The 21,818-nt window shown below is 70.3% G+C and carries 17 protein-coding genes; 14 read left to right on the top strand and 3 right to left on the bottom strand.

Annotated elements, in window-relative coordinates; translation table 11 throughout:
- Nucleotides 1-5 precede the first annotated feature (5 nt).
- Genes ACW14X_RS25920 through ACW14X_RS25930 form a run of 3 tightly spaced genes read left to right on the top strand, consistent with a single transcriptional unit; the run spans nt 6 to nt 3,545 of the window.
- The gene (locus ACW14X_RS25920; RefSeq protein WP_457163818.1) at nt 6-944 is read left to right on the top strand and encodes an LLM class F420-dependent oxidoreductase; all 939 of its coding nucleotides are present in this window, start codon (nt 6-8) and stop codon (nt 942-944) included.
- A gap of 16 nt (nt 945-960) precedes the next feature.
- Entirely contained in the window at nt 961-1,848 is an 888-nt protein-coding gene (dapA, locus tag ACW14X_RS25925; RefSeq protein ID WP_350718291.1) for a 4-hydroxy-tetrahydrodipicolinate synthase, read from the top strand.
- A gap of 11 nt (nt 1,849-1,859) precedes the next feature.
- Nucleotides 1,860-3,545 carry a ribonuclease J gene (locus ACW14X_RS25930; protein ID WP_350718289.1) on the top strand — a complete coding sequence of 562 codons (1,686 nt, stop codon included), beginning with the start codon at nt 1,860-1,862 and terminating at the stop codon, nt 3,543-3,545.
- Here the strand turns inward: ACW14X_RS25930 and ACW14X_RS25935 are convergent.
- Nucleotides 3,542-4,195 (bottom strand): lysoplasmalogenase, encoded by a 654-nt coding sequence (locus tag ACW14X_RS25935; protein WP_457163819.1) that lies wholly within the window; start codon nt 4,193-4,195, stop codon nt 3,542-3,544. The two genes, ACW14X_RS25930 and ACW14X_RS25935, sit on opposite strands and share 4 nt — an antisense overlap.
- 76 nt (nt 4,196-4,271) lie before the next feature.
- Here ACW14X_RS25935 and ACW14X_RS25940 point away from each other — a divergent pair, with 76 nt between their 5' ends.
- The 4 genes from ACW14X_RS25940 (at nt 4,272) to ACW14X_RS25955 (ending at nt 11,458) form a co-directional block, all read left to right on the top strand.
- On the top strand, nt 4,272-6,935 hold the full coding sequence (locus tag ACW14X_RS25940; RefSeq protein ID WP_457163820.1) for a DNA translocase FtsK 4TM domain-containing protein: 2,664 nt from the start codon (nt 4,272-4,274) through the stop codon (nt 6,933-6,935).
- Nucleotides 6,932-8,845 carry a helix-turn-helix domain-containing protein gene (locus ACW14X_RS25945; protein ID WP_457163821.1) on the top strand — a complete coding sequence of 638 codons (1,914 nt, stop codon included), beginning with the start codon at nt 6,932-6,934 and terminating at the stop codon, nt 8,843-8,845. Before ACW14X_RS25940 ends, ACW14X_RS25945 begins: the two co-directional genes overlap by 4 nt.
- A 202-nt stretch (nt 8,846-9,047) precedes the next feature.
- Nucleotides 9,048-10,418, top strand: a complete 1,371-nt coding sequence (locus ACW14X_RS25950) for a glycoside hydrolase family 16 protein (RefSeq protein WP_457163822.1) — start codon at nt 9,048-9,050, stop codon at nt 10,416-10,418.
- Nucleotides 10,419-10,441: 23 nt separating this feature from the next.
- A complete protein-coding gene (locus ACW14X_RS25955; protein WP_457163823.1) occupies nt 10,442-11,458 on the top strand; it encodes a LacI family DNA-binding transcriptional regulator in 1,017 nt (338 codons plus the stop codon).
- 9 nt (nt 11,459-11,467) lie between these two features.
- On the opposite strand, the gene ACW14X_RS25960 is transcribed toward ACW14X_RS25955, so the two are convergent.
- A complete protein-coding gene (locus tag ACW14X_RS25960) occupies nt 11,468-12,193 on the bottom strand; it encodes a response regulator (RefSeq protein WP_457163824.1) in 726 nt (241 codons plus the stop codon).
- A complete protein-coding gene (locus tag ACW14X_RS25965; RefSeq protein WP_457163825.1) occupies nt 12,190-13,884 on the bottom strand; it encodes an ATP-binding protein in 1,695 nt (564 codons plus the stop codon). Before ACW14X_RS25965 ends, ACW14X_RS25960 begins: the two co-directional genes overlap by 4 nt.
- Nucleotides 13,885-14,082: 198 nt before the next feature.
- Here ACW14X_RS25965 and ACW14X_RS25970 point away from each other — a divergent pair, with 198 nt between their 5' ends.
- The 7 genes from ACW14X_RS25970 to ACW14X_RS26000 all read left to right on the top strand — a co-directional run bounded on the left by ACW14X_RS25970 (nt 14,083) and on the right by ACW14X_RS26000 (nt 21,815).
- Nucleotides 14,083-15,036: a tripartite tricarboxylate transporter substrate-binding protein gene (locus ACW14X_RS25970; protein WP_160022443.1), complete on the top strand. Its 954-nt coding sequence runs from the start codon at nt 14,083-14,085 to the stop codon at nt 15,034-15,036.
- On the top strand, nt 15,033-15,563 hold the full coding sequence (locus ACW14X_RS25975) for a tripartite tricarboxylate transporter TctB family protein (RefSeq protein ID WP_457163826.1): 531 nt from the start codon (nt 15,033-15,035) through the stop codon (nt 15,561-15,563). Before ACW14X_RS25970 ends, ACW14X_RS25975 begins: the two co-directional genes overlap by 4 nt.
- A 10-nt stretch (nt 15,564-15,573) precedes the next feature.
- Complete coding sequence (locus tag ACW14X_RS25980) at nt 15,574-17,103, top strand: tripartite tricarboxylate transporter permease (RefSeq protein ID WP_350839761.1); 1,530 nt, start codon at nt 15,574-15,576, stop codon at nt 17,101-17,103.
- Nucleotides 17,103-17,525, top strand: coding sequence for a universal stress protein (locus ACW14X_RS25985; protein WP_350718269.1), 423 nt, complete (start codon nt 17,103-17,105; stop codon nt 17,523-17,525). The genes ACW14X_RS25980 and ACW14X_RS25985 overlap by 1 nt, the downstream gene beginning before the upstream one ends.
- Nucleotides 17,526-17,631: 106 nt before the next feature.
- The gene (gene rimO / locus ACW14X_RS25990) at nt 17,632-19,035 is read left to right on the top strand and encodes a 30S ribosomal protein S12 methylthiotransferase RimO (protein WP_457166089.1); all 1,404 of its coding nucleotides are present in this window, start codon (nt 17,632-17,634) and stop codon (nt 19,033-19,035) included.
- 10 nt (nt 19,036-19,045) lie between these two features.
- A complete protein-coding gene (gene pgsA / locus ACW14X_RS25995; RefSeq protein ID WP_350718267.1) occupies nt 19,046-19,687 on the top strand; it encodes a CDP-diacylglycerol--glycerol-3-phosphate 3-phosphatidyltransferase in 642 nt (213 codons plus the stop codon).
- A 154-nt stretch (nt 19,688-19,841) separates the two neighbouring features.
- Nucleotides 19,842-21,815 carry an ExeM/NucH family extracellular endonuclease gene (locus ACW14X_RS26000; protein ID WP_457163827.1) on the top strand — a complete coding sequence of 658 codons (1,974 nt, stop codon included), beginning with the start codon at nt 19,842-19,844 and terminating at the stop codon, nt 21,813-21,815.
- Nucleotides 21,816-21,818 lie beyond the last annotated feature (3 nt).

Below are 21,818 nucleotides of genomic sequence, written 5' to 3' on the forward strand. Positions count from 1 at the left end.
ACGGCATGGAGCTGCGCATCTTCACCGAGCCCCAGCAGGGGGCGTCCTACGCCGACATCCTCGCTGTCGCCAAGAAGGCCGAGGAGCTGGGATTCGGGGCGTTCTTCCGCTCCGACCACTACCTGAAGATGGGCTCGGTCGACGGACTGCCCGGACCGAGCGACGCGTGGACGACGCTCGCCGGCCTGGCCCGCGACACGAGCACGATCCGGCTCGGCACCCTGGTCACCTCGGCGACCTTCCGCCTCCCGGGTGTGCTGGCCATCCAGGCTGCCAACGTCGACGACATGTCCGAGGGCCGGGTCGAGCTCGGCCTGGGAGCGGGCTGGTTCGAGGAGGAGCACGAGGCGTACGGGATCCCGTTCCCGGCCCTGGGGGAGCGGTTCGACCGGCTGGAGGAGCAGCTCGAGATCATCACCGGGCTGTGGGCGACCGAGCCGGGGGAGACCTTCGACTTCAACGGCAAGCACTACACGATCAAGCAGAGCCCGGGTCTGCCGAAGCCGATCCAGACCCGTGGCCACGCCGGCTCGATCCCGGTGATCGTGGGCGGTGGCGGCAAGAAGCGTACGCCGACGCTGGCCGCGACCTTCGCCGACGAGTTCAACGCCGCGTTCGTCTCCGTCGAGGAGTCCCAGGCGCTGTTCGAGAACGTCGGGCGCTTCGTCGAGGCGGCCGGCCGGGACGACTCGATCATCTACTCCGCCGCCCAGGTGCTCTGCGTCGGCCGCGACGAGGACGAGATCGCCCGCCGGGCGCAGGCGATCGGCCGCGAGCCCGCCGAGCTGCGTGAGAACGGTCTGGCGGGCACCCCGGACGAGGTGGTCGCCAAGATCAAGCGGTTCGAGGACGCCGGCGCGACCCGCATCTACCTCCAGGTGCTCGACCTGAGCGATCTCGACCATCTCGCACTCGTAGCCGACGAGGTCATGCAGCGCGTCTGACGATAGTCTGTACGCCATGACTGATGCTCCCTTCGGCACCGTGCTCTCCGCACTCGTCACGATGTTCAACGACGATGGCTCGGTCGACCTGGAGCAGACCCAGAAAGTCGCCAAGCACCTGGTCGATCACGGCCACGACGGCATCGTCGTCTCCGGCACCACCGGCGAGTCGCCGACCACCACTCCTGCCGAGGACGGCGAGATCCTGGCCGCGGTCAAGGACGCCGTCGGCGACCGCGCCAAGATCGTGGCCGGCATCGGCACCAACGACACCCGCACCACCGTCGAGCTCGCCAAGCAGGCGGCGTCGATCGGCGCCGACGGCCTGCTGCTGGTGACGCCCTACTACAACAAGCCGGGCGAGCGCGGCATCCGCGAGCACTTCCGCACCGTGGTCTCCGCGACCGACACCCCGGTCATCCTCTACGACGTCCCCGGCCGCACCGGCTCCCCGATCACCCTCGACACCTACCGCGAGGCGATCACCTGGGACACCGTCGTCGCGGTCAAGGAGGCCGCCGGCGACTTCCCGCGCGGCACCAGGCTGCTCGACCTCGGCTACTCGATCTACTCCGGTGACGACGCGCTCACCCTCGCCTGGCTGGCGCACGGCGCCGTCGGCGTGATCAGCGTCGCCGCCCATGTGCTCGGCGACCAGACGCGGACGATGATCGACGCCTTCGCGGCGAGCGACATCGAGACCGCCCGCAAGACTTATGCGCGGATGCTCCCCGCGATCGACGCCATCATGGGCGTCCCGAACTACGGAGCCACCACTGCCAAGGCCGCACTCGAGCTGACCGGCGTGATCGACAACCGCAACGTACGAGGGCCTCTGGTGGCTCTCGACAGCGACGAGGTCGAGGCGCTGCGAGCCGGGCTGGAGGCCTCTGGCCTTCTCTAGAAGGAACGCCTTTGTCTCACCCACACCCGGAGCTGACCGAACCCGGCAAGCTCCCCAAGGGCGGCCTGCGGGTCACCCCTCTCGGCGGCCTCGGCGAGGTCGGCCGCAACATGACCGTCTTCGAATACGACGGCCGGCTGCTGATCGTCGACTGCGGTGTGCTCTTCCCCGAGGAGCAGCAGCCCGGCGTCGACCTGATCCTGCCCGACTTCGGCCCGATCCGTGACCGCCTCGGCGACATCGAGGCGCTGGTCCTGACCCACGGCCACGAGGACCACATCGGCGCGACGCCCTACCTGCTCCGCGAGCGTCAGAACATCCCGCTGGTCGGCTCCGAGCTGACCCTGGCCCTGCTCGGCTCCAAGCTGCGCGAGCACCGCCTGCGCGAGACCGTCCAGCACAAGGTACGCGAGGGCGACACGATCTCCTTCGGGCCGTTCGAGCTCGAGTTCGTCGCGGTCAACCACTCCATCCCGGACGCGCTCGCGGTCGCGATCCGCACCGGCGCCGGCCTCGTGCTGCACACCGGCGACTTCAAGATGGACCAGCTGCCGCTGGACGGCCGGATCACCGACCTGCGCGCGTTCGCCCGGCTCGGCGAGGAGGGTGTGGACCTGTTCCTCACCGACTCCACCAACGCCGAGGTCCCCGGATTCACGACCGCCGAGAAGAAGATCGCGCCCGCGATCGAGCAGGTCTTCCGCGAGTCCGACCAGCGCATCATCGTGGCCTGCTTCGCCTCCCACGTGCACCGCGTCCAGCAGGTGCTCGACAGCGCGGTCGCACACGGCCGCAAGGTGGCGTACGTCGGTCGCTCGATGGTCCGCAACATGCAGATCGCGTCCGACCTGGGCTACCTACACGTGCCCGAGGACGTCATCGTCGACGCCAAGGAGCTCGCCGAGCTGCCGCCGGAGCGGGTCGTCATGGTCTCGACCGGCTCGCAGGGCGAGCCGATGTCGGCGCTGTCGCGGATCGCGAACGGCACCCACAACTTCGTCCACATCGAGCCGGGCGACACCGTCCTGCTCGCGTCGAGCCTGATCCCCGGAAACGAGAACTCGGTCTACCGGGTGATCAACGGCCTCGCCCGCCTCGGCGCCAACGTGGTCCACAAGGGCAACGCCCTGGTGCACGTCTCCGGCCACGCCAGCGCCGGCGAGCTGCTCTACTGCTACAACATCGTCCGCCCGCGCAACGTGATGCCCGTCCACGGCGAGGTGCGCCACCTGCTCGCCAACGGCGACCTGGCCCGCCAGACCGGCGTGGAGAGCGTCGTCTACGCCGAGGACGGCGTGGTCGTCGACCTGATCGACGGCAAGGCCGAGATCGCGGGCAAGGTCGAGTGCGGCTACGTCTTCGTCGACGGCACCACCGTCGGTGACGTCACCGAGTCCGAGCTCAAGGACCGCCGCATCCTCTCCGAGGAGGGCTTCGTCTCGATCATCGTCGTGGTCGACTCGGTCAACGGCACCGTCGCCAGCGGCCCGGAGATCCACGCCCGCGGCCACGTGTGGCCGGACAACGCCTTCGAGCCGATCAAGCAGCCGATCGTCAAGGCGGTCAACCGGGCCATCTCGGAGGGTGCGACCGACACTTACCAGCTGCAGCAGGCCATCCGGCGTACGTTCGGGCGCTGGGTCTCCAGCACCCACCGTCGCCGCCCGATGATCGTCCCGGTCGTCATCGAGGCCTAGAGCGCCAGCAGCACGCCAGCCGTGATCAGCGCCTGGCCGACGTGATAGGTCACCATGATCTGCACGTTGGTCAGGCGCGGCGGCTCGTTGCCGTGCTCGGCGAGGTTGATCCCGATCAGGGTGTCGCTGACGACGAAGATCAGCGCGCCCACGGCGATCCACACGCTCCCGGTCATCCAGCCGAGCACGAGCATGGTGGCGATCACCAGCGAGTACGCCGCCAGGGCTGCAGCCGTCGGCACACCGCCCATCTGACGGGCGCCCCCGAGCACCCGGCCCATCGGGATCGCCAGCACGACCGCGACCACGATCCCGGCCCAGGACCACGCGGGGGTCTCCAGACCGAGCGCGAGGAAGGTCACGGCGTACGCCAGATGGCCGACGAAGAAGAACGCCACCCCGCCGAGGAAGCGCCTGGTGGAGGCCCCGATCATCGAGATGTCGCCGAGCATCCCGAAGAAGAGCGCGACGATCAGCCACCACGCTGCCGGCTCGCCGTCGCTGACGAGCCCCACCAACACCATCAGCCCCACCATCACCAGGGGCTTGGTGACGTAGTGGGTCCGCCGCCAGCCGAACCACACGCAGGTCCAGTCCGCCACGGCATCGACGGCGGTGAGAAGGGCGATGAGGACTGCGAGGCTCTGCATGGCGGCAAACTACACCGATGCAACACACCCCCATGGGGTCCCGGAGCCAGGCCGCTCGGTCAAATACCCTGCTTGTATGGCGACCCGTACGTCTTCCCCGCCGGGTTCGCGGAGCTCGACCACCAACAAGAGCACCCGTCCCCGGAGTACGACCACGACAAAGCGAGCAACGGCCACGAGCCGGGCCCGCTCCAAGGCAACGCCGGCCAAACGCCGCCCTGCCGCGAAGAAGAAGACGACGAACCGTACGCCACCCCGTGCCGTGCGCAACGGGCCCAGCCCGATCGCGGTCCTCTTCGATGCCATCTTCTCGACCATCGCGAGCCTGTGGCTGGCGATCGCCGGGGGAGTGGCGGCCATCTTCCGCGTCGGCGGCCAGGCCGCCAGCGACCTCGAGCCGGAGCACCGGCGCGACGGCGTCGGCCTGTTCCTGATCGGCCTCTCCGTCCTCGTCGCCGCCGGCGTCTGGTTCCAGCTCGGCGGGCAGTTCTTCGACGTCGTACGCATCGCCGTGGCCGGCGTCGTCGGCAAGGTCGGCTGGCTGGTGCCGGTCGGGCTCGTCGTCGCCGGTGCCCGGCTGATGCGCGACCCGGTCAACGCCGCTCCGGTCGGCCGGCTCGCGATCGGCTGGGCCGCGTTCCTGATGGCCACGCTCGGCATCATCCAGATCGCCAACGGCAACCCGCAGCCCACCTCGGGCGACAGCACCGAGCTGCAGTGGGCCGGCGGTGCGATCGGCTACGTCGTGGCCAGCCTGCTGCTGGACGTGCTGCGCTCGACGGCCGTGGTCGTCGTACTCCTGTCCCTTCTGGTCGTCTTCGGGATCCTGGTGATCACCGGGACCCCGCTCTACCAGGTGCCGAGTCGCCTGGTGGAGCTGCGCGACCGGGCGCTCGGCCTGACCCCGCCCGAGGAGATGAGCGAGAGCGGCACCAACATCCGGCGGGTGCGCCGGGGCAACAAGCTCTTCGCTGACGACGACACCTTCGACCCGGAGGGCTTCGAGCCCTACGAGACGCCGCTCCTCGAGGAGGAGAAGCCGAAGAAGAAGCGCAAGAAGGACGGGCTCGACATCGCGCTCGCCCTCGACGAGGACCCGGACGCCGACACCCAGCCCGACGAGGCCGTGCCCAGCGATGCGGCAGGCCTCATGCCCGCGGTCTCCGACGGGGCACCGAGGCCCGGTCAGAAGCGCGGCCCCAAGGGCGACCTCGAGCCGCCGCCGCACACCGAGCTGCCGCAGCGGGTCGAGCAGCTGATGCTCGCCGGTGACGTCGCCTACACGCTCCCGGGCAGCGACCTGCTCAAGCCCGGCTCGCCGCACAAGGCCCGCTCCAAGGCCTCCGACGACATCGTCAGCCGGCTCCAGGCGGTGCTCGAGGAGTTCAACATCGATGCCGCGGTCACCGGCTACACCCGTGGCCCGACGGTCACCCGCTACATCGTGGAGCTCGGCGCCGGCGTGAAGGTCGAGAAGATCACCGGCATCCAGAAGAACATCGCCTACGCGGTGGCCTCCGCGGACGTACGCATCCTCTCGCCGATCCCCGGCAAGTCGGCCGTCGGTGTGGAGATCCCGAACATCGACAAGGAGATCGTCACCCTCGGCGACGTGCTCCGCTCCAACGCCGCGCGCGGCGACCACCACCCGATGATCACCGGCGTCGGCAAGGACGTCGAGGGCGGCTTCGTCGTCGCCAACCTCGCCAAGATGCCCCACCTGCTGGTCGCGGGTGCGACCGGTTCGGGTAAGTCGTCCTTCATCAACTCGATGATCACCTCGGTGCTGATGCGGGCCACGCCCGACGAGGTGCGGATGATCATGGTCGACCCCAAGCGGGTCGAGCTCAACTCCTACGAGGGCGTGCCACACCTGATCACGCCGATCATCACCAACCCGAAGAAGGCCGCCGAGGCGCTGGCCTGGGTCGTACGCGAGATGGACATGCGCTACGACGACCTCGCCAACTTCGGCTTCCGCCACGTCGACGACTTCAACAAGGCCGTCCGTGCCGGGAAGGTGCAGCTCCCGCCCGACTCCGAGCGGGTCCTGTCGCCCTACCCCTACCTGCTGGTCATCGTCGACGAGCTCGCCGACCTGATGATGGTCGCCCCGCGCGACGTCGAGGACGCGGTCGTACGCATCACCCAGCTCGCCCGTGCCGCCGGCATCCACCTGGTGTTGGCGACGCAGCGGCCCTCGGTCGACGTGGTCACGGGTCTGATCAAGGCCAACGTGCCCTCGCGGCTCGCCTTCGCGACCTCGTCGCTGGCCGACTCGCGCGTCATCCTCGACCAGCCTGGTGCGGAGAAGCTGGTCGGCCAGGGTGACGGGCTGTTCCTGCCGATGGGCTCCTCCAAGCCGATCCGTGTGCAGGGCTCCTGGGTCTCCGAGTCGGAGGTCAACGCGGTCGTCAAGAGCGTCAAGGGCCAGCTGGAGCCGTCCTACCGTGACGACGTGACCGCTCCGGCGGAGTCCAAGCGGGTGCTGGACGACGACATCGGCGACGACATGGACCTGGTCATCCAGGCGATCGAGCTGATCGTCTCGACCCAGTTCGGGTCGACCTCGATGCTGCAGCGCAAGCTCCGCGTCGGTTTCGCCAAGGCCGGCCGCCTGATGGATATCCTCGAGTCGCGCGGTGTGGTCGGTCCTTCAGAGGGCTCCAAGGCACGCGACGTACTCGTCAAGCCGGACGAGATCGACGGCGTCATCGCAACAATCCAGGGGGAGATGTGAGCGAGAATTCACCGGCGGTCGAGACCGTCGACCCTGCCGAGACCGTCGAGACCCACGACGTCGACGTCGTCGAGGTACGCCGCAACGGCCGCCTCGCGCTGGTGGTGGCGCTCGCGTCGCTGCTCGTCGGCATCGCCTTCGTGCTGCGTGGCGGCATCGAAGGCTATCTGGTCGGCCTGATCCTGCTCGTCGTCGCGGCGGTGCAGGGCTGGACGGCCTGGGACTCCCGGATGCCGCTGCTGCTCGTGGACGAGCAGGGCGTACGCCTCCGCTTCGGCCAGACCTGGCAGGGCATCCCGTGGTCGAAGATCGAGTCCGTCGAGCACACCCCGCGTCCGGACGGGATCGAACGGTTCTGGAAGGACGGTCGCATCGGCGTGCTGCTGCACGACGAGGACGAGGTGCTCGAGGAGCTCTCGCCGACCGCCCGGCGCCAGGCGATGCTGACCGAGCGCCTCTACGGCCTCCCGTTCTCGCTCCCGCTCGGCCTCTCCACCCGCGTCCTGGGCGCCGGTGACGACGTCACCGAGGCCATCGCGATCGTCGCCGCCGATGGCGTCGAGGTCGTCGAGATCGACCCCGCGCTCGACGTGGAGGAGCCGGAGAAGGACACCGACGAGAGCGCCGAGGAACACACTGCCGATGCCGCCTCGGACGACGGTGACACCGCCGTCCGTCCGCCCCTCTCCGGGCGGGCCGGAGACACCAACCCCCGGATGCTCCGGGTCTTGGACGAGCCTGATATCAATGCCGCAGACGTGGTGGACGAGGCGGAGCAGGACCAGGTGGACCGGGACACTGAGACGACCGCGCACAGCGCGGAACAGGACGAGACGACGCCGAAGACCGACCCCGAGCCTGAGCCCGAAGTGAATCTCGTGGCAGAGGCGAAGGCGGAGCCGGTCGCGCCGCTGCGCGAGCCCTCGACGGCGGTCCGGGTGGACGTACGCTACGTGCCCGAGGAGCCCCAGGAGACCATCGCCATCCACGGCGCGAACGCGCTCCAGTTGGACCTGGCCGAGGCGGCGTTCGCCGACGTGGACGTCGAGGACTCGGACGTCGACGAGGACGTCGACGAGGACCTCGAGGACTCCGAGCCCGAGGGCGTACGTGCGATCGCGGTGCCCGACGAAGGCGTCAAGGCGCTGGCTATCGACGGCGTCGACGACGAGCCCACCGAGGTGGTGCCGGCCAAGGTCCCCGAGATCGGTGCCGAGATCGCCGCGGCCCGCCGTCGGCTCGCCCTGGACATGGACGGCCTGGCCGAGTGGACCCGGATCCGTCCGCACGTCATCGAGGCGATCGAGGTCGACGACTTCGGCCCCTGCGGCGGCGACTTCTACGCCCGTGGCCACCTGCGTACGCTGGCGCGCGTCCTCGGCATCGAGGTCGCGCCGCTGCTGCGCACCTATGACGAGAAGTACGCCTCCGGCCCGGTCAGCCCGCGCGCCGTCTTCGAGGCCGAGCTCGCCCACAGCGCCGCGATCCGCCCGGTCCGGCGCATGCGTGGCGGTCCGTCCTGGTCCGTCCTGGTCGCCGCGGTGATGGCGGTCATCCTGGTCTGGTCGGTCGCGCGCCTGGTCATCGACGGCACCCAGCACGAGCCCGAGGCCGGAGCGATCCAGCTCGACGGCTCCGCCGGCACCGACAGCCCCTACGGCAAGTCCTCGCCCGTCCCGGTGACCATCTCCGCCGCCGGTGGCGGTGCCCACGTGGTCGTCCGCGACTCGCGTGGCAAGGTGGTCTTCAGCGGTGACCTCGCCTTCGGTGAGTCCAAGGAGCTCCAGGTCACCCCGCCCCTGCGCGTACAGACCTCCGACGGTTCCCTCAAGGTCGCTGTCGGCGACGGCAAGGCCAAGGCCCTCGGCAAGACCGGCGAGGCCGCTCAGCGCACCTACACCGCCAACTAGCACACACCGTCCCCGCCGAGTCGGCTCGTCATGACGAGCCGACTCGGCGCTGTTTTCGGTCAGAACGCGCCGACTCGGCGGGGTTGTTAAAGAGATCGGGATTTGGTGACGCGGGTCACATCGGGTTTGGGACCATGACATCCGAGAGAGCGCTCTCACGAGTCGCCAGACTCATCGCTCATTCATCGGGAAGCGAGTCATCATGAGAAGTCTCAAGGCATTGGGAGCCGCTGTGGTCGCGGCCGGCGTGGTCGCCGTGGCGATCCCGCTGACGTCGTTCGGACAGGCGTCCGAGGCGTCGGAGCCGGGCACGCCGGCCGGCTGGACGAAGGTGTGGAGTGACGACTTCACCGGCGCGGCCGGGTCGCGGATCAACACCAACAACTGGATGTACGACATCGGCCACTCCTACCCCGGCGGCGCGGCCAACTGGGGTACCGGGGAGATCGCCTACCACAGCGACAGCACCCAGAACGTCTACCAGGACGGCAACGGCAACCTGGTCATCAAGCCGATCCGCGACGGCGCCGGGAACTGGACCTCCGGGCGCATCGAGACCACCCGTACCGACTTCCAGCCGCCCTCCGGCGGCGTGCTCCGCGTCGAGGGACGCATCCAGATGCCGAACGTCACCGGAGCGGCGGCCCAGGGCATCTGGCCGGCGTTCTGGATGCTCGGCGAGCCCTTCCGCGGCAACTACTGGAACTGGCCGGGCATCGGCGAGATCGACATCATGGAGAACGTCAACGGCGCCAACCAGGTCTGGGGCACGCTGCACTGCGGCACTTCCCCCGGCGGTCCGTGCAACGAGACCACCGGCCTCGGCGGGACGCTCCAGGGCTGCCCGGGCTCGACCTGCCAGTCGTCGTTCCACACCTATGCGATGGAGTGGGACCGCAGCACCAGTCCGCAGCAGATCCGGTTCTACGTCGACAACACGCTCTACCACACGGTCCGCTCGGACCAGGTGGACGCGACGACCTGGAACAACGCCACCAACCACGGCTTCTTCATCATCCTCAACGTCGCGATCGGCGGCGGTTGGCCCGGCAACCCGACCTCGGCGACCGCCTCCGGGGTGCCCATGCTGGTCGACTACGTCGCGGTCTACTCCAAGGGCGGCGGCACCACCGAGCCGACCGACCCGCCCGCCCCGGGCAACCGGGACGCCTACTCCACCATCCAGGCCGAGTCGTACAACGCCCAGAGCGGCACCCAGACGGAGGCGACGACCGACACCGGCGGCGGTCAGAACGTCGGCTATCTCAGCAACGGCGACTGGCTCCGCTACGACGGCGTGAACTTCGGTTCCAGCGCCGCCCGTACGTTCTCCGCGCGCGTCGCCTCCGGCGCGCCGGCAGGGGTGAGCGGCCTGGTCGAGGTACGCCTCGACAACGTGAACAACGCCCCGATCGGCAGCTTCTCGGTGGCCAGCACCGGAGGCTGGCAGAGCTGGCGTACGGTCCCGGGCAGCATCAGCGGGGTGACCGGAACGCACACGGTGTTCCTGCGGTTCACCAGCGGCCAGCCGGCCGACTTCGTGAACCTCAACTGGTTCACGTTCTCCCGGTGAGCGGGAGACGATAGGTTCCACTCATGAACGAGACCCCGGCCGGCCGACCGACGCTGGAGACGGTGGCCCGGGCGGCCGGGGCCTCGCGAGCGACGGTCTCGCGCGTCGTCAACGGCTCCACGACCGTACGTCCCGACGTCGCCGAGAGCATCCGGCGGGCCATCGCCGACCTCGGCTACGTGCCGAACCCTGCGGCGCGGAGCCTGGTGACGCAGCGTACGGACTCCATCGCCCTGATCCTGCCGGAGTCCGCGACCCGGGTCTTCTCCGACGACGCCTTCTTCCCCGGCGTGATCCGGGGTGTCGGCGAGGCGCTGGAGAAGGCGGACAAGCAGCTGGTGCTGCTGCTCGCCTCGACGCAGTCGAGCCACGACCGGATCCTGCGCTACGTGCACGGCCGCACCGTCGACGGTGTCGTGCTGGCGTCCATGCACGGGGCCGACACCCTGCCCGAGGAGCTGCGGGTGGCGGGCGTCCCGGTCGTCACCAGCGGGCGGCCGCTGGGCGAGGCGACCGTGCCGTACATCGACGTCGAGCACGCCAGCGGCGTGGAGGCGGCGATGAACCACCTCATCGGTCTCGGCCGGCGCCGGATCGCGACCATCTGCGGGCCGCAGGACATGGTCGCCGGGCGCGAGCGCCTGGCGGGCTACCTCACCGGTCTGCAGGCCTTGCCGGGGGCGGTGCCGCTGGTCGAGGAGGGCGACTTCATGCGCCAGTCGGGTATCGACGCGATGGAGCGGCTGCTGCAGCGCGATCCCGGAATCGACGCCGTCTTCGCGGCCTCCGACCTGATGGCCGACGGCGCCCTGCGTACGCTGCGCCGGCTCGGACGCCGGGTGCCCGACGACGTGGCGGTGATCGGGTTCGACGACGTCGAGGCGGCCCGGTTCACCGACCCGCCCCTGACGACGGTGCACCAGCCGATCCACGAGATCGGCACCCGTCTCGCCGAGCAGATCCTCCGTCTGGTCGCGGGGGAGGACGTCGAGCCCTCCGTCGTGCTCCCGACGCGCCTGGTGATCCGCGAGTCCGCCTGAGGCGACGGCTCAGGAGTCGCCCGCCCGGTAGCGGCGTTCGGGGCGCCCGGCGGTGCCGTAGTTGAGACGTACGCCGATCCGGCCCGTGCTCGCGAAGTGCTCGAGATAGCGGCGCGCACTCACCCGGGAGACTCCGATCTCCTCGGCGCACTCGGTGGCGCTGAGCTCGCCGGCGGTTTGCAGCGCGGCCAGCACGGCCCGGGCGGTCTCCGCGCTGAGCCCCTTCGGCAGCCGCTCCCGGGTCTCGCGTGCGCTCTGGTGGCTGAAGACCTCGTCGATGCCGGCCTGGACCTCGTCGCGGTGCTCGGCCCCCTCGGCTCCCTCGGCCCGCTGCCCGATCCGGGCGAGCGCCTCGCGGGAGCGGCGTACGTCGTCGAGCCGGGCGGCCAGGTCCTCGAACGGGAACGGCTTGACCACGTAGTGGGCGGCGCCACCGGCCGCGGCGGCCCGCACCGTGTCGGCCTCGCGGGCGGCGGTGATGACGATGACGTCGGCGTCGTCGCCTCGTCCGCGCAGCCGGCGCAGCAGCTCGATGCCGCTGAAGTCGGGAAGGTGCACGTCGAGCAGCAGCACGTCGGGGGAGAGGCGGGCGGTCTCCGCGAGCGCCTGGGAGCCTGTTGCGGCCACACCGACGACGCGGAACCCGTCGACGCGCTCGACGAAGCGGGTGTGGATCGAGGCCACCATGAAGTCGTCCTCGACCACGAGCACGGTGAGCTCCGGTGCGGACGTCATCGGGCCTCCTCGGGGGCAGTATCGCCGGGTGGGGCGGCGGGTGGGGTGGTGGGTGGGGCGAGCGGTGCGGCGCCCGGCAGGGTCGCGATGAAGACCGCTCCGGGGCGCTCCGCCGACCCGCTATTCTCCACCTCGACCTCGCCGCCGCGTGCACGGCACACCAGCTGGACCAGCGCGAGCCCGACGCCGCGGCCGCTGGCGTCGCGCGGCTTTGTGCTGAAGCCGCGCCGGAAGATCTCGGGCAGACGCTCGGCGGGCACCCCGCCGCCGGTGTCGGAGACGCGGACGGTCACGGTCTGGCCCTCGGCCGTCAGGAGCACGCCGACCCGACCGTCGAGCGGCCCGACCAGCGCGGCCGCGTCGACGGCGTTGTCGACCAGGTTGCCGAGGACGGTGACCACGTCGGCGGAGCCGTCGGGGGTGAGCCGGGGGAGCGAGCTGGCGGCGTCCAGGTCGATGCTCACCCGGCGCTCGGCGGCCAGGCTCGCCTTGGCGATGAGCAGGGCGGCCACCGCGGGGTCGTCGATCCGGGAGGTGATGTGGTCGCTCAGTGCCGCCCGGCGCGCGGTCAGCCCGGTGACGAACTGGCCCACCTCGGCGTACTCCTCCAGCTCGAGGAGCCCGGTGATGGTGTGCAGCTGGTTGCTGAACTCGTGGGTCTGCGCCCGCAGGGTCTCGGTGACGCTCTCGCGGGCGTTGAGCTCGCTCTGCAGTGCCACCAGCTCGGTGCGGTCGCGCAGCGTGGTGACGGTGCCGGCGGGGCGGCCGTCGTGGTGGACCCGGTTGCGGTTGAGCACGAGCACCCGCTCACCGGCGACCAGCGGCGCGTCGTGCACCTCCTCGGCTCCGCTGAGCAGGGCGAGGGTCTCGGCGGGCAGGTCGAGCTCGTCGAGCCGGTGCCCGGTCGGGTCCGAGGTCAGCCCGAGCAGCTCGCGGGCGCTGTCGCTCATCAGGCTGACCCGCCCGTCGGCGCCGACCGCCAGCACCCCCTCGCGGATCGAGCGGAGCAGGCCCTCGCGGTGGTCGGCGAGGGCGGCGATGTCGCGCGGCTCCAGCCCACGCGTACGTCGCTTGATCAGCCGCGCCAGCAGCCACGACCCGAGCACGCCGAGCGCGAGACCGGCCAGCAGCACGGTGAGGGCGTCGGCCCAGGTGCGGGCGAGGCGCTCGGTCAGCGGTGGATAGTCCTCGGTCACGACGACCACGCCGACCGGACGCGGCGCCTCGGCGTCCGCGCCGGTCGAGCCTCCGCCGTAGACCGGGACCTGGGCGGCGATCGCCCGGCGGCCGGCGTCGTCGATGTCGCCGGACCAGGCCCGGCTCGTCTCGCGCCTGCCCAGATCGAGGGTCTCGCCGACCCGGGTGGGGTCGGTGGCGACGAGGACCGTGCCGTCGAGCGCGGTGAGGTAGGCGGTGTCGGCGCCCGCGTCGGCGGCCCGGGTCTGCAGGTAGAAGCCCAGGGCCTGCCGGTCGGGGGCGCTGCTGGTCAGCCCGTCCTGGATCGCCGCGATCCCGGCCAGGCTCTCCGCGGCGGCGCGCAGCCGGTCCTCGCGGGAGTCACGGAAGTCGGCGTCGCTCTGCCGCAGGGAGACGATGCTGGTCGCCACGACGACGAGCAGCAGCACCGAGAGCTGCAGCAGCAGCACCTGTCCGGCCAGCGACAGGTGGCGCCGCGGTCGCTGTGGCCACAAGTTACACAACCTCCTTTGGTTGCCGAATGGTGACGGCGGTCACCCCGGACTGTGACCATCGCCACTGACCGTTTCATTCCCCCTGAGTCTGGAGGCCAGCTGTTGTCGACGCCGACATCGCAGTCCCCGCCCCGACCGCCGCTGCCGACGCAGCGGGGCCGGGCAGCGAGCATACGCCGTACCCGTGTCCTCGCCGTCGTGCTCGTGACCTGCCTGCTCGCCGCGGCATCGGCCTGCGGCGTGACCCGTGGCGAGCAGTCCCGTGACCTCGACATGTGGATCCCGAACAGCCCCGGTGGCGGCTACGACCAGACCGGCCGGGCGGCGGTGGGGGTCCTCGACCGCGACAACATGACCGGCGGTGACATCCAGGTGACCAACATCCTGGGTGCCGGCGGCTCCGTCGCGATGTCCCGCCTGATGAGCGAGGAGGGCAACGGCAACCTGCTCATGACCATCGGTCTGGGCGTCGTCGGCTCCACCTACTCCTTCGGCGTGGACGCCCGCCCCCAGGACGCGACCCCGATCGCCCAGCTCATCGAGGAGCAGGAGGGTGTGCTGGTTCCGGCCGACTCGCCGTTCAAGACCATCGACGACCTGGTGAAGGCCTGGTCCGAGGACCCCGAGTCCATCGTGGTCGGCGGCGGCTCCTCGCCCGGTGGCCCCGACCACCTCTTCCCGATGCAGCTGGCCGAGGCTGCCGGCATCGACCCGAAGAAGGTCAAGTACGTCCCCTACGACGGTGGTGGTCCGCTCACCAGCGCGCTGCTGGGTCACAAGATCGACGTGGGCTTCTCCGGTCTCGCTGAGTTCGAGGGCCAGGTGGAGGCCGGTGATCTGCGGGTCCTGGCCGTCTCGGGCGACGAGCGTGGCACCGGCGTCTTCGCCGACGCACCGACGCTCACCGAGAGCGGTATCGACCTGGTCTTCCTCAACTGGCGCGGCGTACTCGCCCCGCCGGGCATCAGCGACGAGCGCCGGCAGGAGCTGATCGACCTGCTCACCCGGATGCACGACTCGAAGCAGTGGCAGCAGGCGCTGAAGGACAACGGCTGGACCGACGCCTTCGTCACCGGCGACGACTTCGACGACCTGCTGGTCGAGCAGGACCAGCGTGTCGCCTCGACCTTGAAGGAGCTGGATCTGCTGTGAGCGTCCACGAAACCGAAACCCAACCCCCCGAGCCCACGAGCCCCGCGCGCCGGGTCGACGTCGGCCAGTACGGCCTGGCCCTGTTCCTGGTCGTCATCGGGATCTACACCGTCGTCGACGCCACCGGCCTGGACGTCGGCTTCGCCGACCCGGTCGGCCCCCGCGTCTTCCCGTACGTCATCGGCGCCGGTCTCGTCGTCGTCGGTGCGCTGCTGGCGGTCGCCACCGCCCGCGGCTCCCAGCCGGAGCCCGAGGAGGGCGAGGACGTCGACCTGAGCTCGTCGGCCGACTGGCTGACGGTCCTCAAGCTGGTCGCGGTCCTGCTGTTCACGGTCGCGACCGTGAACCTGCTCGGCTGGGCGATCTCGGGGGCGGCGCTGTTCGCCGGCGCCGCCTGGTGCCTCGGCAGCCGAACGCTCGTGCGGGACGTGATCGTCGGGCTCGTCCTCTCGGTCGCCAGCTGGTACGCCTTCTACGTCGGTCTGGGCATCCCGCTCACCCCTGGCGTACTCGACGGGATCCTGTGAGGACTGACTGATGGAGAACTTCGAACTTCTCATGGGTGGGCTCGAGTCCGCCCTGACCCCGATGAACCTGCTCTACGCCGCCATCGGCGTGCTGCTGGGCACCTTCGTCGGCGTGCTGCCCGGCATCGGGCCGGCGATGGCCATCGCGCTGCTGCTGCCGGTGACGTACCGGCTCGAGCCGACCAGCGCGTTCATCATGTTCGCCGGCCTCTACTACGGCGGCATGTACGGCGGCTCCACCACCTCGATCCTGCTGAACACACCGGGGGAGTCCGCCTCGGTGATGACAGCGCTGGAAGGCAACCGGATGGCCAGAGCGGGGCGTGGCGCGCAGGCGCTGGCCACCGCCGCGGTCGGCTCGTTCGTCGCCGGCACCATCGGCACCATCCTGGTGGCCTTCTTCTCGCCGGCCCTGGCCGACGTGGCCGTCGAGCTGGGCGCGCCCTCGTACTTCGCGCTGATGGTCCTGGCCCTGGTCATGACCACGACGGTGCTCGGCACCTCGGCCCTGCGTGGCTTCGCCGCGCTGTTCCTCGGCCTGACGATCGGTCTGGTCGGTCTCGACCTCAACACCGGCCAGCCGCGGCTCACCTTCGGCGTGACGCAGCTCGTCGACCGCCTCGACATCGTGGTGGTCGCGGTCGGCATCTTCGCCCTCGGCGAAGCCCTGTGGGTGGCCGCCCACCTGCGCCGACGCCCGGCGCACGTGGTCCCGGTCGGCCGGCCCTGGATGGGACGCGACGACTGGGGTCGCTCCTGGAAGCCGTGGCTGCGCGGCACCGCCTTCGGGTTCCCGTTCGGCGCGCTTCCTGCCGGTGGCGCGGAGATCCCGACGTTCCTCTCGTACCTGACCGAGCGGAAGCTCTCCAAGCGCGGCGACTTCGGCCGTGGCGCGATCGAGGGCGTCGCCGGGCCGGAGGCGGCCAACAACGCCTCGGCCGCCGGGATGTTCGTGCCGATGCTGGCTCTCGGCCTGCCGGTGACGGCCACGGCCGCGGTGATGCTCTCCGCGCTCCAGGGCTACGGCATCACCCCCGGTCCGCAGCTGATGACCGACCACGCCGACCTGGTGTGGACGCTGCTGGCCAGCCTCCTGATCGGCAACACCCTGCTGCTGGTGCTCAACCTGCCGCTGGCGCCGCTGTGGGCCCGGCTGCTGCGGATCCCGAGGCCGCAGCTCTACGCGGGCATCCTGTTCTTCGCCTGCCTGGGTGCGTACGCGACCAACCTGGACCCGTTCGACATCGCGCTGCTGGTGGCCTTCGGCCTGCTCGGACTGATGATGCGCCGCTTCGGACTGCCGGTGCTGCCATTGATCCTGGGTGTCATCCTGGGGCCGTTGATGGAGACCAAGCTGCGGGAGGCGCTGACGATCTCGGGCGGTGACTACGCGGCGCTGCTGAGCGAGCCGCTCGCGGTGGTCATCTACGTCCTGATCGCGCTGTTCATCCTGGGTCGGCCGTTCATCGCCCGGCTCCGGGCACGGGCCGAGCAGTCGGCTGAGATCGAGGACGAGGACGAGAAGGAGAAGGTGTTGTGATGAGTGAGACCCCCGCAGGCGGCTGGGTGGTCGTGGCGTGGGCGCCCGACGTCTACGGCTCGGTCGCGCTGGACTGGGCGCTGGCCGACGCCGAGCGCCGCGACCGTGGCGTCGTGGTCGTCAACGCCTCCCGGGGCGATGCCCTGGTCGATGACCGCTACGCCCTCGAGGAGCAGGTCGGCGAGCTCGAACGCCGGCTCACCGAGTCGGGCCGGCCGCACGAGATCCGGCAGTCGATCGACCCGGACGTCGCCGGCGCCGTCCTCGATGCCGCCGAGCAGCTCGACGCCAAGCTGGTCGTGGTCGGTCTGCGGCGGCGTACGCCTGTCGGCAAGCTGCTGATGGGCAGCGTCGCGCAGCGGATCCTGCTCGGCGCGTCCTGCCCGGTCCTGTCCGTGAAGCCGGGCTCCGTGCCCGACTGATCGCCCCGTCCCGGCGCGAGGGTTCGGTCTCAGGCGGGTGTGCCCGTCATACTTCACGGTGATGAGCACTGCGACCGAACCCTCCGCCGAGACCGACCAGCCCCTCGTGTCCGTCGCCATGGTGACCCTCGGGTGCACCCGCAACGAGGTGGACTCCGAGGAGCTCGCCGGCCGGCTGACGGCGGGAGGCTTCCGACTGGTCGCCGACCCGGACGAGGCCGACACCGTGGTCGTCAACACCTGCGGCTTCGTCGAGCAGGCGAAGAAGGACTCGGTCGACACGCTGCTCGAGGCCGCCGACCTCAAGGAGACCGGCCGCGCTCAGGCCGTCGTCGCGGTCGGCTGCATGGCCGAGCGCTACGGCAAGGACCTGGCCGCCGAGCTCCCCGAGGCCGACGCGGTGCTCGGCTTCGACGACTACCCCGACATCGCCGCCAAGCTGCGCTCCATCCTCAGCGGCGAGGCCCACCACCCGCACACACCTCAGGACCGGCGCCTGCTGCTCCCGATCTCCCCGGTCGAGCGCGACGCGTCCGCCATCTCGGTCCCCGGCATGGCCGCGGTCGACCAGGTGCCCGGCTTCGCGGGACGTACGCGGCTCGACGACGCCCCGTGGGCGCCGCTGAAGCTGGCCAGCGGCTGCGACCGGCGCTGCACCTTCTGCGCGATCCCGCAGTTCCGCGGCTCGTTCGTCTCTCGGCGCCCCTCCGACGTGCTCCACGAGGGCCAGTGGCTGGCCCAGCAGGGCGTCAAGGAGCTCTTCCTGGTCTCGGAGAACTCCACCTCCTACGGCAAGGACCTCGGCGACATCCGGCTGCTCGAGACGCTCCTGCCGGAGCTGGCCGCCATCGACGGCATCGAGCGCGTACGCGTCTCCTACCTGCAGCCCGCCGAGACCCGGCCCGATCTGCTGAAGGTCATCGCCACCACTCCCGGCGTGACGCCCTACTTCGATCTGAGCTTCCAGCACGCCTCCAACGCCGTCCTGCGGCGGATGAAGCGGTTCGGTGACCCGGAGAGCTTCCTGGGCCTGCTCGAGCAGATCCGCGGCTATGCGCCCGAGGCCGGGGTGCGGTCCAACGTCATCGTCGGCTTCCCTGGCGAGACCGAGGAGGACCTCCAGATCCTGACCGACTTCCTGGTCGCCGCGCGCATGGACGTCACCGGCGTCTTCGGCTACTCCGACGAGGAGGGCACCGAGGCCGCCGGTTTCGACGAGTCGCTCAAGCTTGACGCCGACGAGATCCGCGCCCGCGTCGAGCACGTCAACGAGCTCGTCGAGGAGCTCACCGCCCAGCGCGCCGAGGAGCGGATCGGCGAGCAGGTCGTCGTGCTCGTCGAGGAGGTCGAAGACGGGGAGATCCTCGGCCGGGCCGCCCACCAGGGCCCCGAGGTCGACGGGATGACCTCCCTCGAAGGAGACGTCGAGGGCGTACGTCCCGGTGATCTCGTGAGCGCGACCGTCATCTCCTCCGAAGGCGTTGACCTGGTCGCCGAAGTGAACGGATAGGGTTCGCCGCGTGAACGACGAGAGCACTGCCCCCGAGGCATCGGTGCAGAAGACGAGCAACTGGAACGTACCCAACGCGCTGACCACGCTGCGGATCCTCGCCGTGCCGTTCTTCGCGTGGGCGCTGCTCGCCGACGGCGGCGACAACCCGACGCTGCGCTGGGTCTCCTTCGCGATCTTCGCGCTGGCGATGATCACCGACAAGATCGACGGTGACCTGGCCCGCAAGCACAACCTGATCACCGACTTCGGCAAGATCGCCGACCCGATCGCCGACAAGGCGGTCACCGGGATGGCCTTCATCGGCCTCTCGATCGTCGGCGACATCTGGTGGTGGGTGACCATCATCGTGCTGCTGCGCGAGTGGAGCGTCACCCTGCTGCGGCTCTCGGTGCTCAAGAAGATCGTGATCGCCGCCGACCAGCTCGGCAAGATCAAGACCACGGTGCAGGCGGTCGCGCTCGGCGGCCTGCTGATGCCGTTGCCGCACGGTTCGGCCCACGGCGGCGCCTTCGGTGACGCCCTGGTCTGGGAGCTGCTCTTCTACGCCTTCCAGATCTGCCTCGCGGTGGCGGTCGCGCTGACGATGTGGTCGGGCGCCCAGTTCTTCCACGGCGTCTGGAAGCAGCGCGCCGCGCTCCGCTCCTCGTAGATCTCCAATTTCGGGTAGTTGTAACTCCGTTACCGGACGTTCACCCAAGATCCCCGCCGCGAGGGCGTACGCCGCGTTATGGTCGCGTGGTTTCGGTCGGTGCTGAATCGGGCAGACCGCCCATCGCCTTCTACTTCCACGCGGGGAGTCATCCATGTTCTCAGCACGTCAGGTGCTCGGTTCGATGGTCGGCCTGACGGCCGCCGTCGCCGGCATCGGCGCGGTCGCCATCCCGACCGCGCGCGCCGCCACGACGGCCGAGGCCGTCACCATCGCCGACATCCAGGGCACCGGCACCGCCAGCCCGCTCGTCGGCGAGACCGTCACGACCAGTGGCATCGTCACCGCTGCCTACCCCTCGGGCGGCTTCTTCGGCTTCTACCTCCAGACCCCGGGCACTGGCGGGTCGCTCGACCTCGGGTCCCACGACGCCTCCGACGCGGTCTTCGTCTACCAGCCCCGCTCGGCGGGTGCCGTCACCGTCAAGCCGGGCGACGCGGTGACCGTGACCGGTGCGGTGGTCGAGTACGCCGGGCTGACCGAGATCTCGGTGCCCACGGCGGCCGACATCGTCACCGACGGCACCGGGTCGATCGACCCGGTCGTGTCGCAGTGGCCGGCGACCGCCGCGCAGAAGGAGTCGCTGGAGGGGATGCTCTTCGCGCCCCAGGGCGACGTCACCGTGAGCAACACCTACGGTGTGGAGAACTTCGGTGAGCTCGGCCTGGCCCAGGGCGACCGCCCGCTGCTCCAGCCGACCGAGGTGGCCCGTCCGGGGTCGGCCGAGGCCGAGGCAGTCGAGGCCGACAACGCCGCTCGCGGGATCGTGCTCGATGACGGCTCCTCGACCACGCTGCGCCCGCCGACGAGCCGGACGATCCCCTACGTCTCCAACGCCGCGCCCGTCGTGGTCGGAGCCTCTGTCGACTTCCGCGGCCCGGTGATCCTCTCCGAGGGCGGCTCGCCCTCGGCGCCGACCTACCGCTTCCAGCCGACCCAGGTCGCCACCGCCGACCCGGCGTCGTGGCCGGCCGACTTCGGTGACGTACGCACCGAGGCCCCCGACGAGCACAAGATCGGCCGCCGCGCCGACGTGAAGATCGCCTCCTTCAACGTGCTCAACTACTTCACCACGCTCGGCGACGCCAACGACGACAACGTCGGTGATGGTGGCTGCACCGCCTACAAGGACCGCGCCGGCGACGGCAACAACGTCAGCGGCGGTTGCGACCAGCGCGGCGCCTGGGACCCGGCCGACTTCGGCCGCCAGCAGTCGAAGATCGTCTCGGCGATCAACGCGCTCGACGCCGACGTCGTCGGCCTGATGGAGATCGAGAACTCCGCCCGCCTGGGCGAGACCCCGGACGAGGCGACCAGCTCGCTGGTCGCCGCGCTCAACGCGGCCGCCGGCCGCAAGGTCTGGACGGCCAACCCGTCCTCGGCCGAGCTGCCCGACGCGTCCGGCGCCGACGTGATCACCAACGCGATCATCTACAAGCGCTCGGCCGTACGCCGCATCGGTGAGGCCCGTGCGCTGGGCGACCAGAGCGGCGACGACCAGGCCTTCGGCAACGCCCGCGAGCCCATCGGCCAGATCTTCAAGCCTGCCGACGGTGGCGCTCCGTTCTTCTTCGTGGTCAACCACTTCAAGTCGAAGGGCTCGCCCGGCCCGTGGCCGGGGGACGGCGACACCGGCGACGGCCAGGGTGCCTCCAACGAGTCGCGGGTCCGCCAGGCCACCGCACTGGTCTCCTGGGTCTCCTCGATCCGTTCCCAGACCGGGGTCACCGACGTCGCGCTCGCCGGCGACTTCAACTCCTACACCCAGGAGGACCCGATGCAGGTCCTCTACCAGGCCGGCTACGCCGACTCCGAGACGCTCAGCGGCAACGACGAGTACAGCTACTCCTTCTCGGGCCTCGCCGGATCGCTCGACCACGTGCTGCTCAACAGGCACGCTCAGCGCCGCTTCACCGGCTCGGACATCTGGTCGATCAACTCGGGTGAGTCCCTGCTGATGGAGTACAGCCGCTACAACTACACGGGTGTCGACCTTTACACCGACTCGCCCTACCGCTCCTCCGACCACGATCCGGTGATCGTCGGGCTGGAGCGCAACGCGGGCTGACGA

The sequence above is a fragment of the Nocardioides sp. YJ-D4 genome (genome assembly GCF_054031495.1).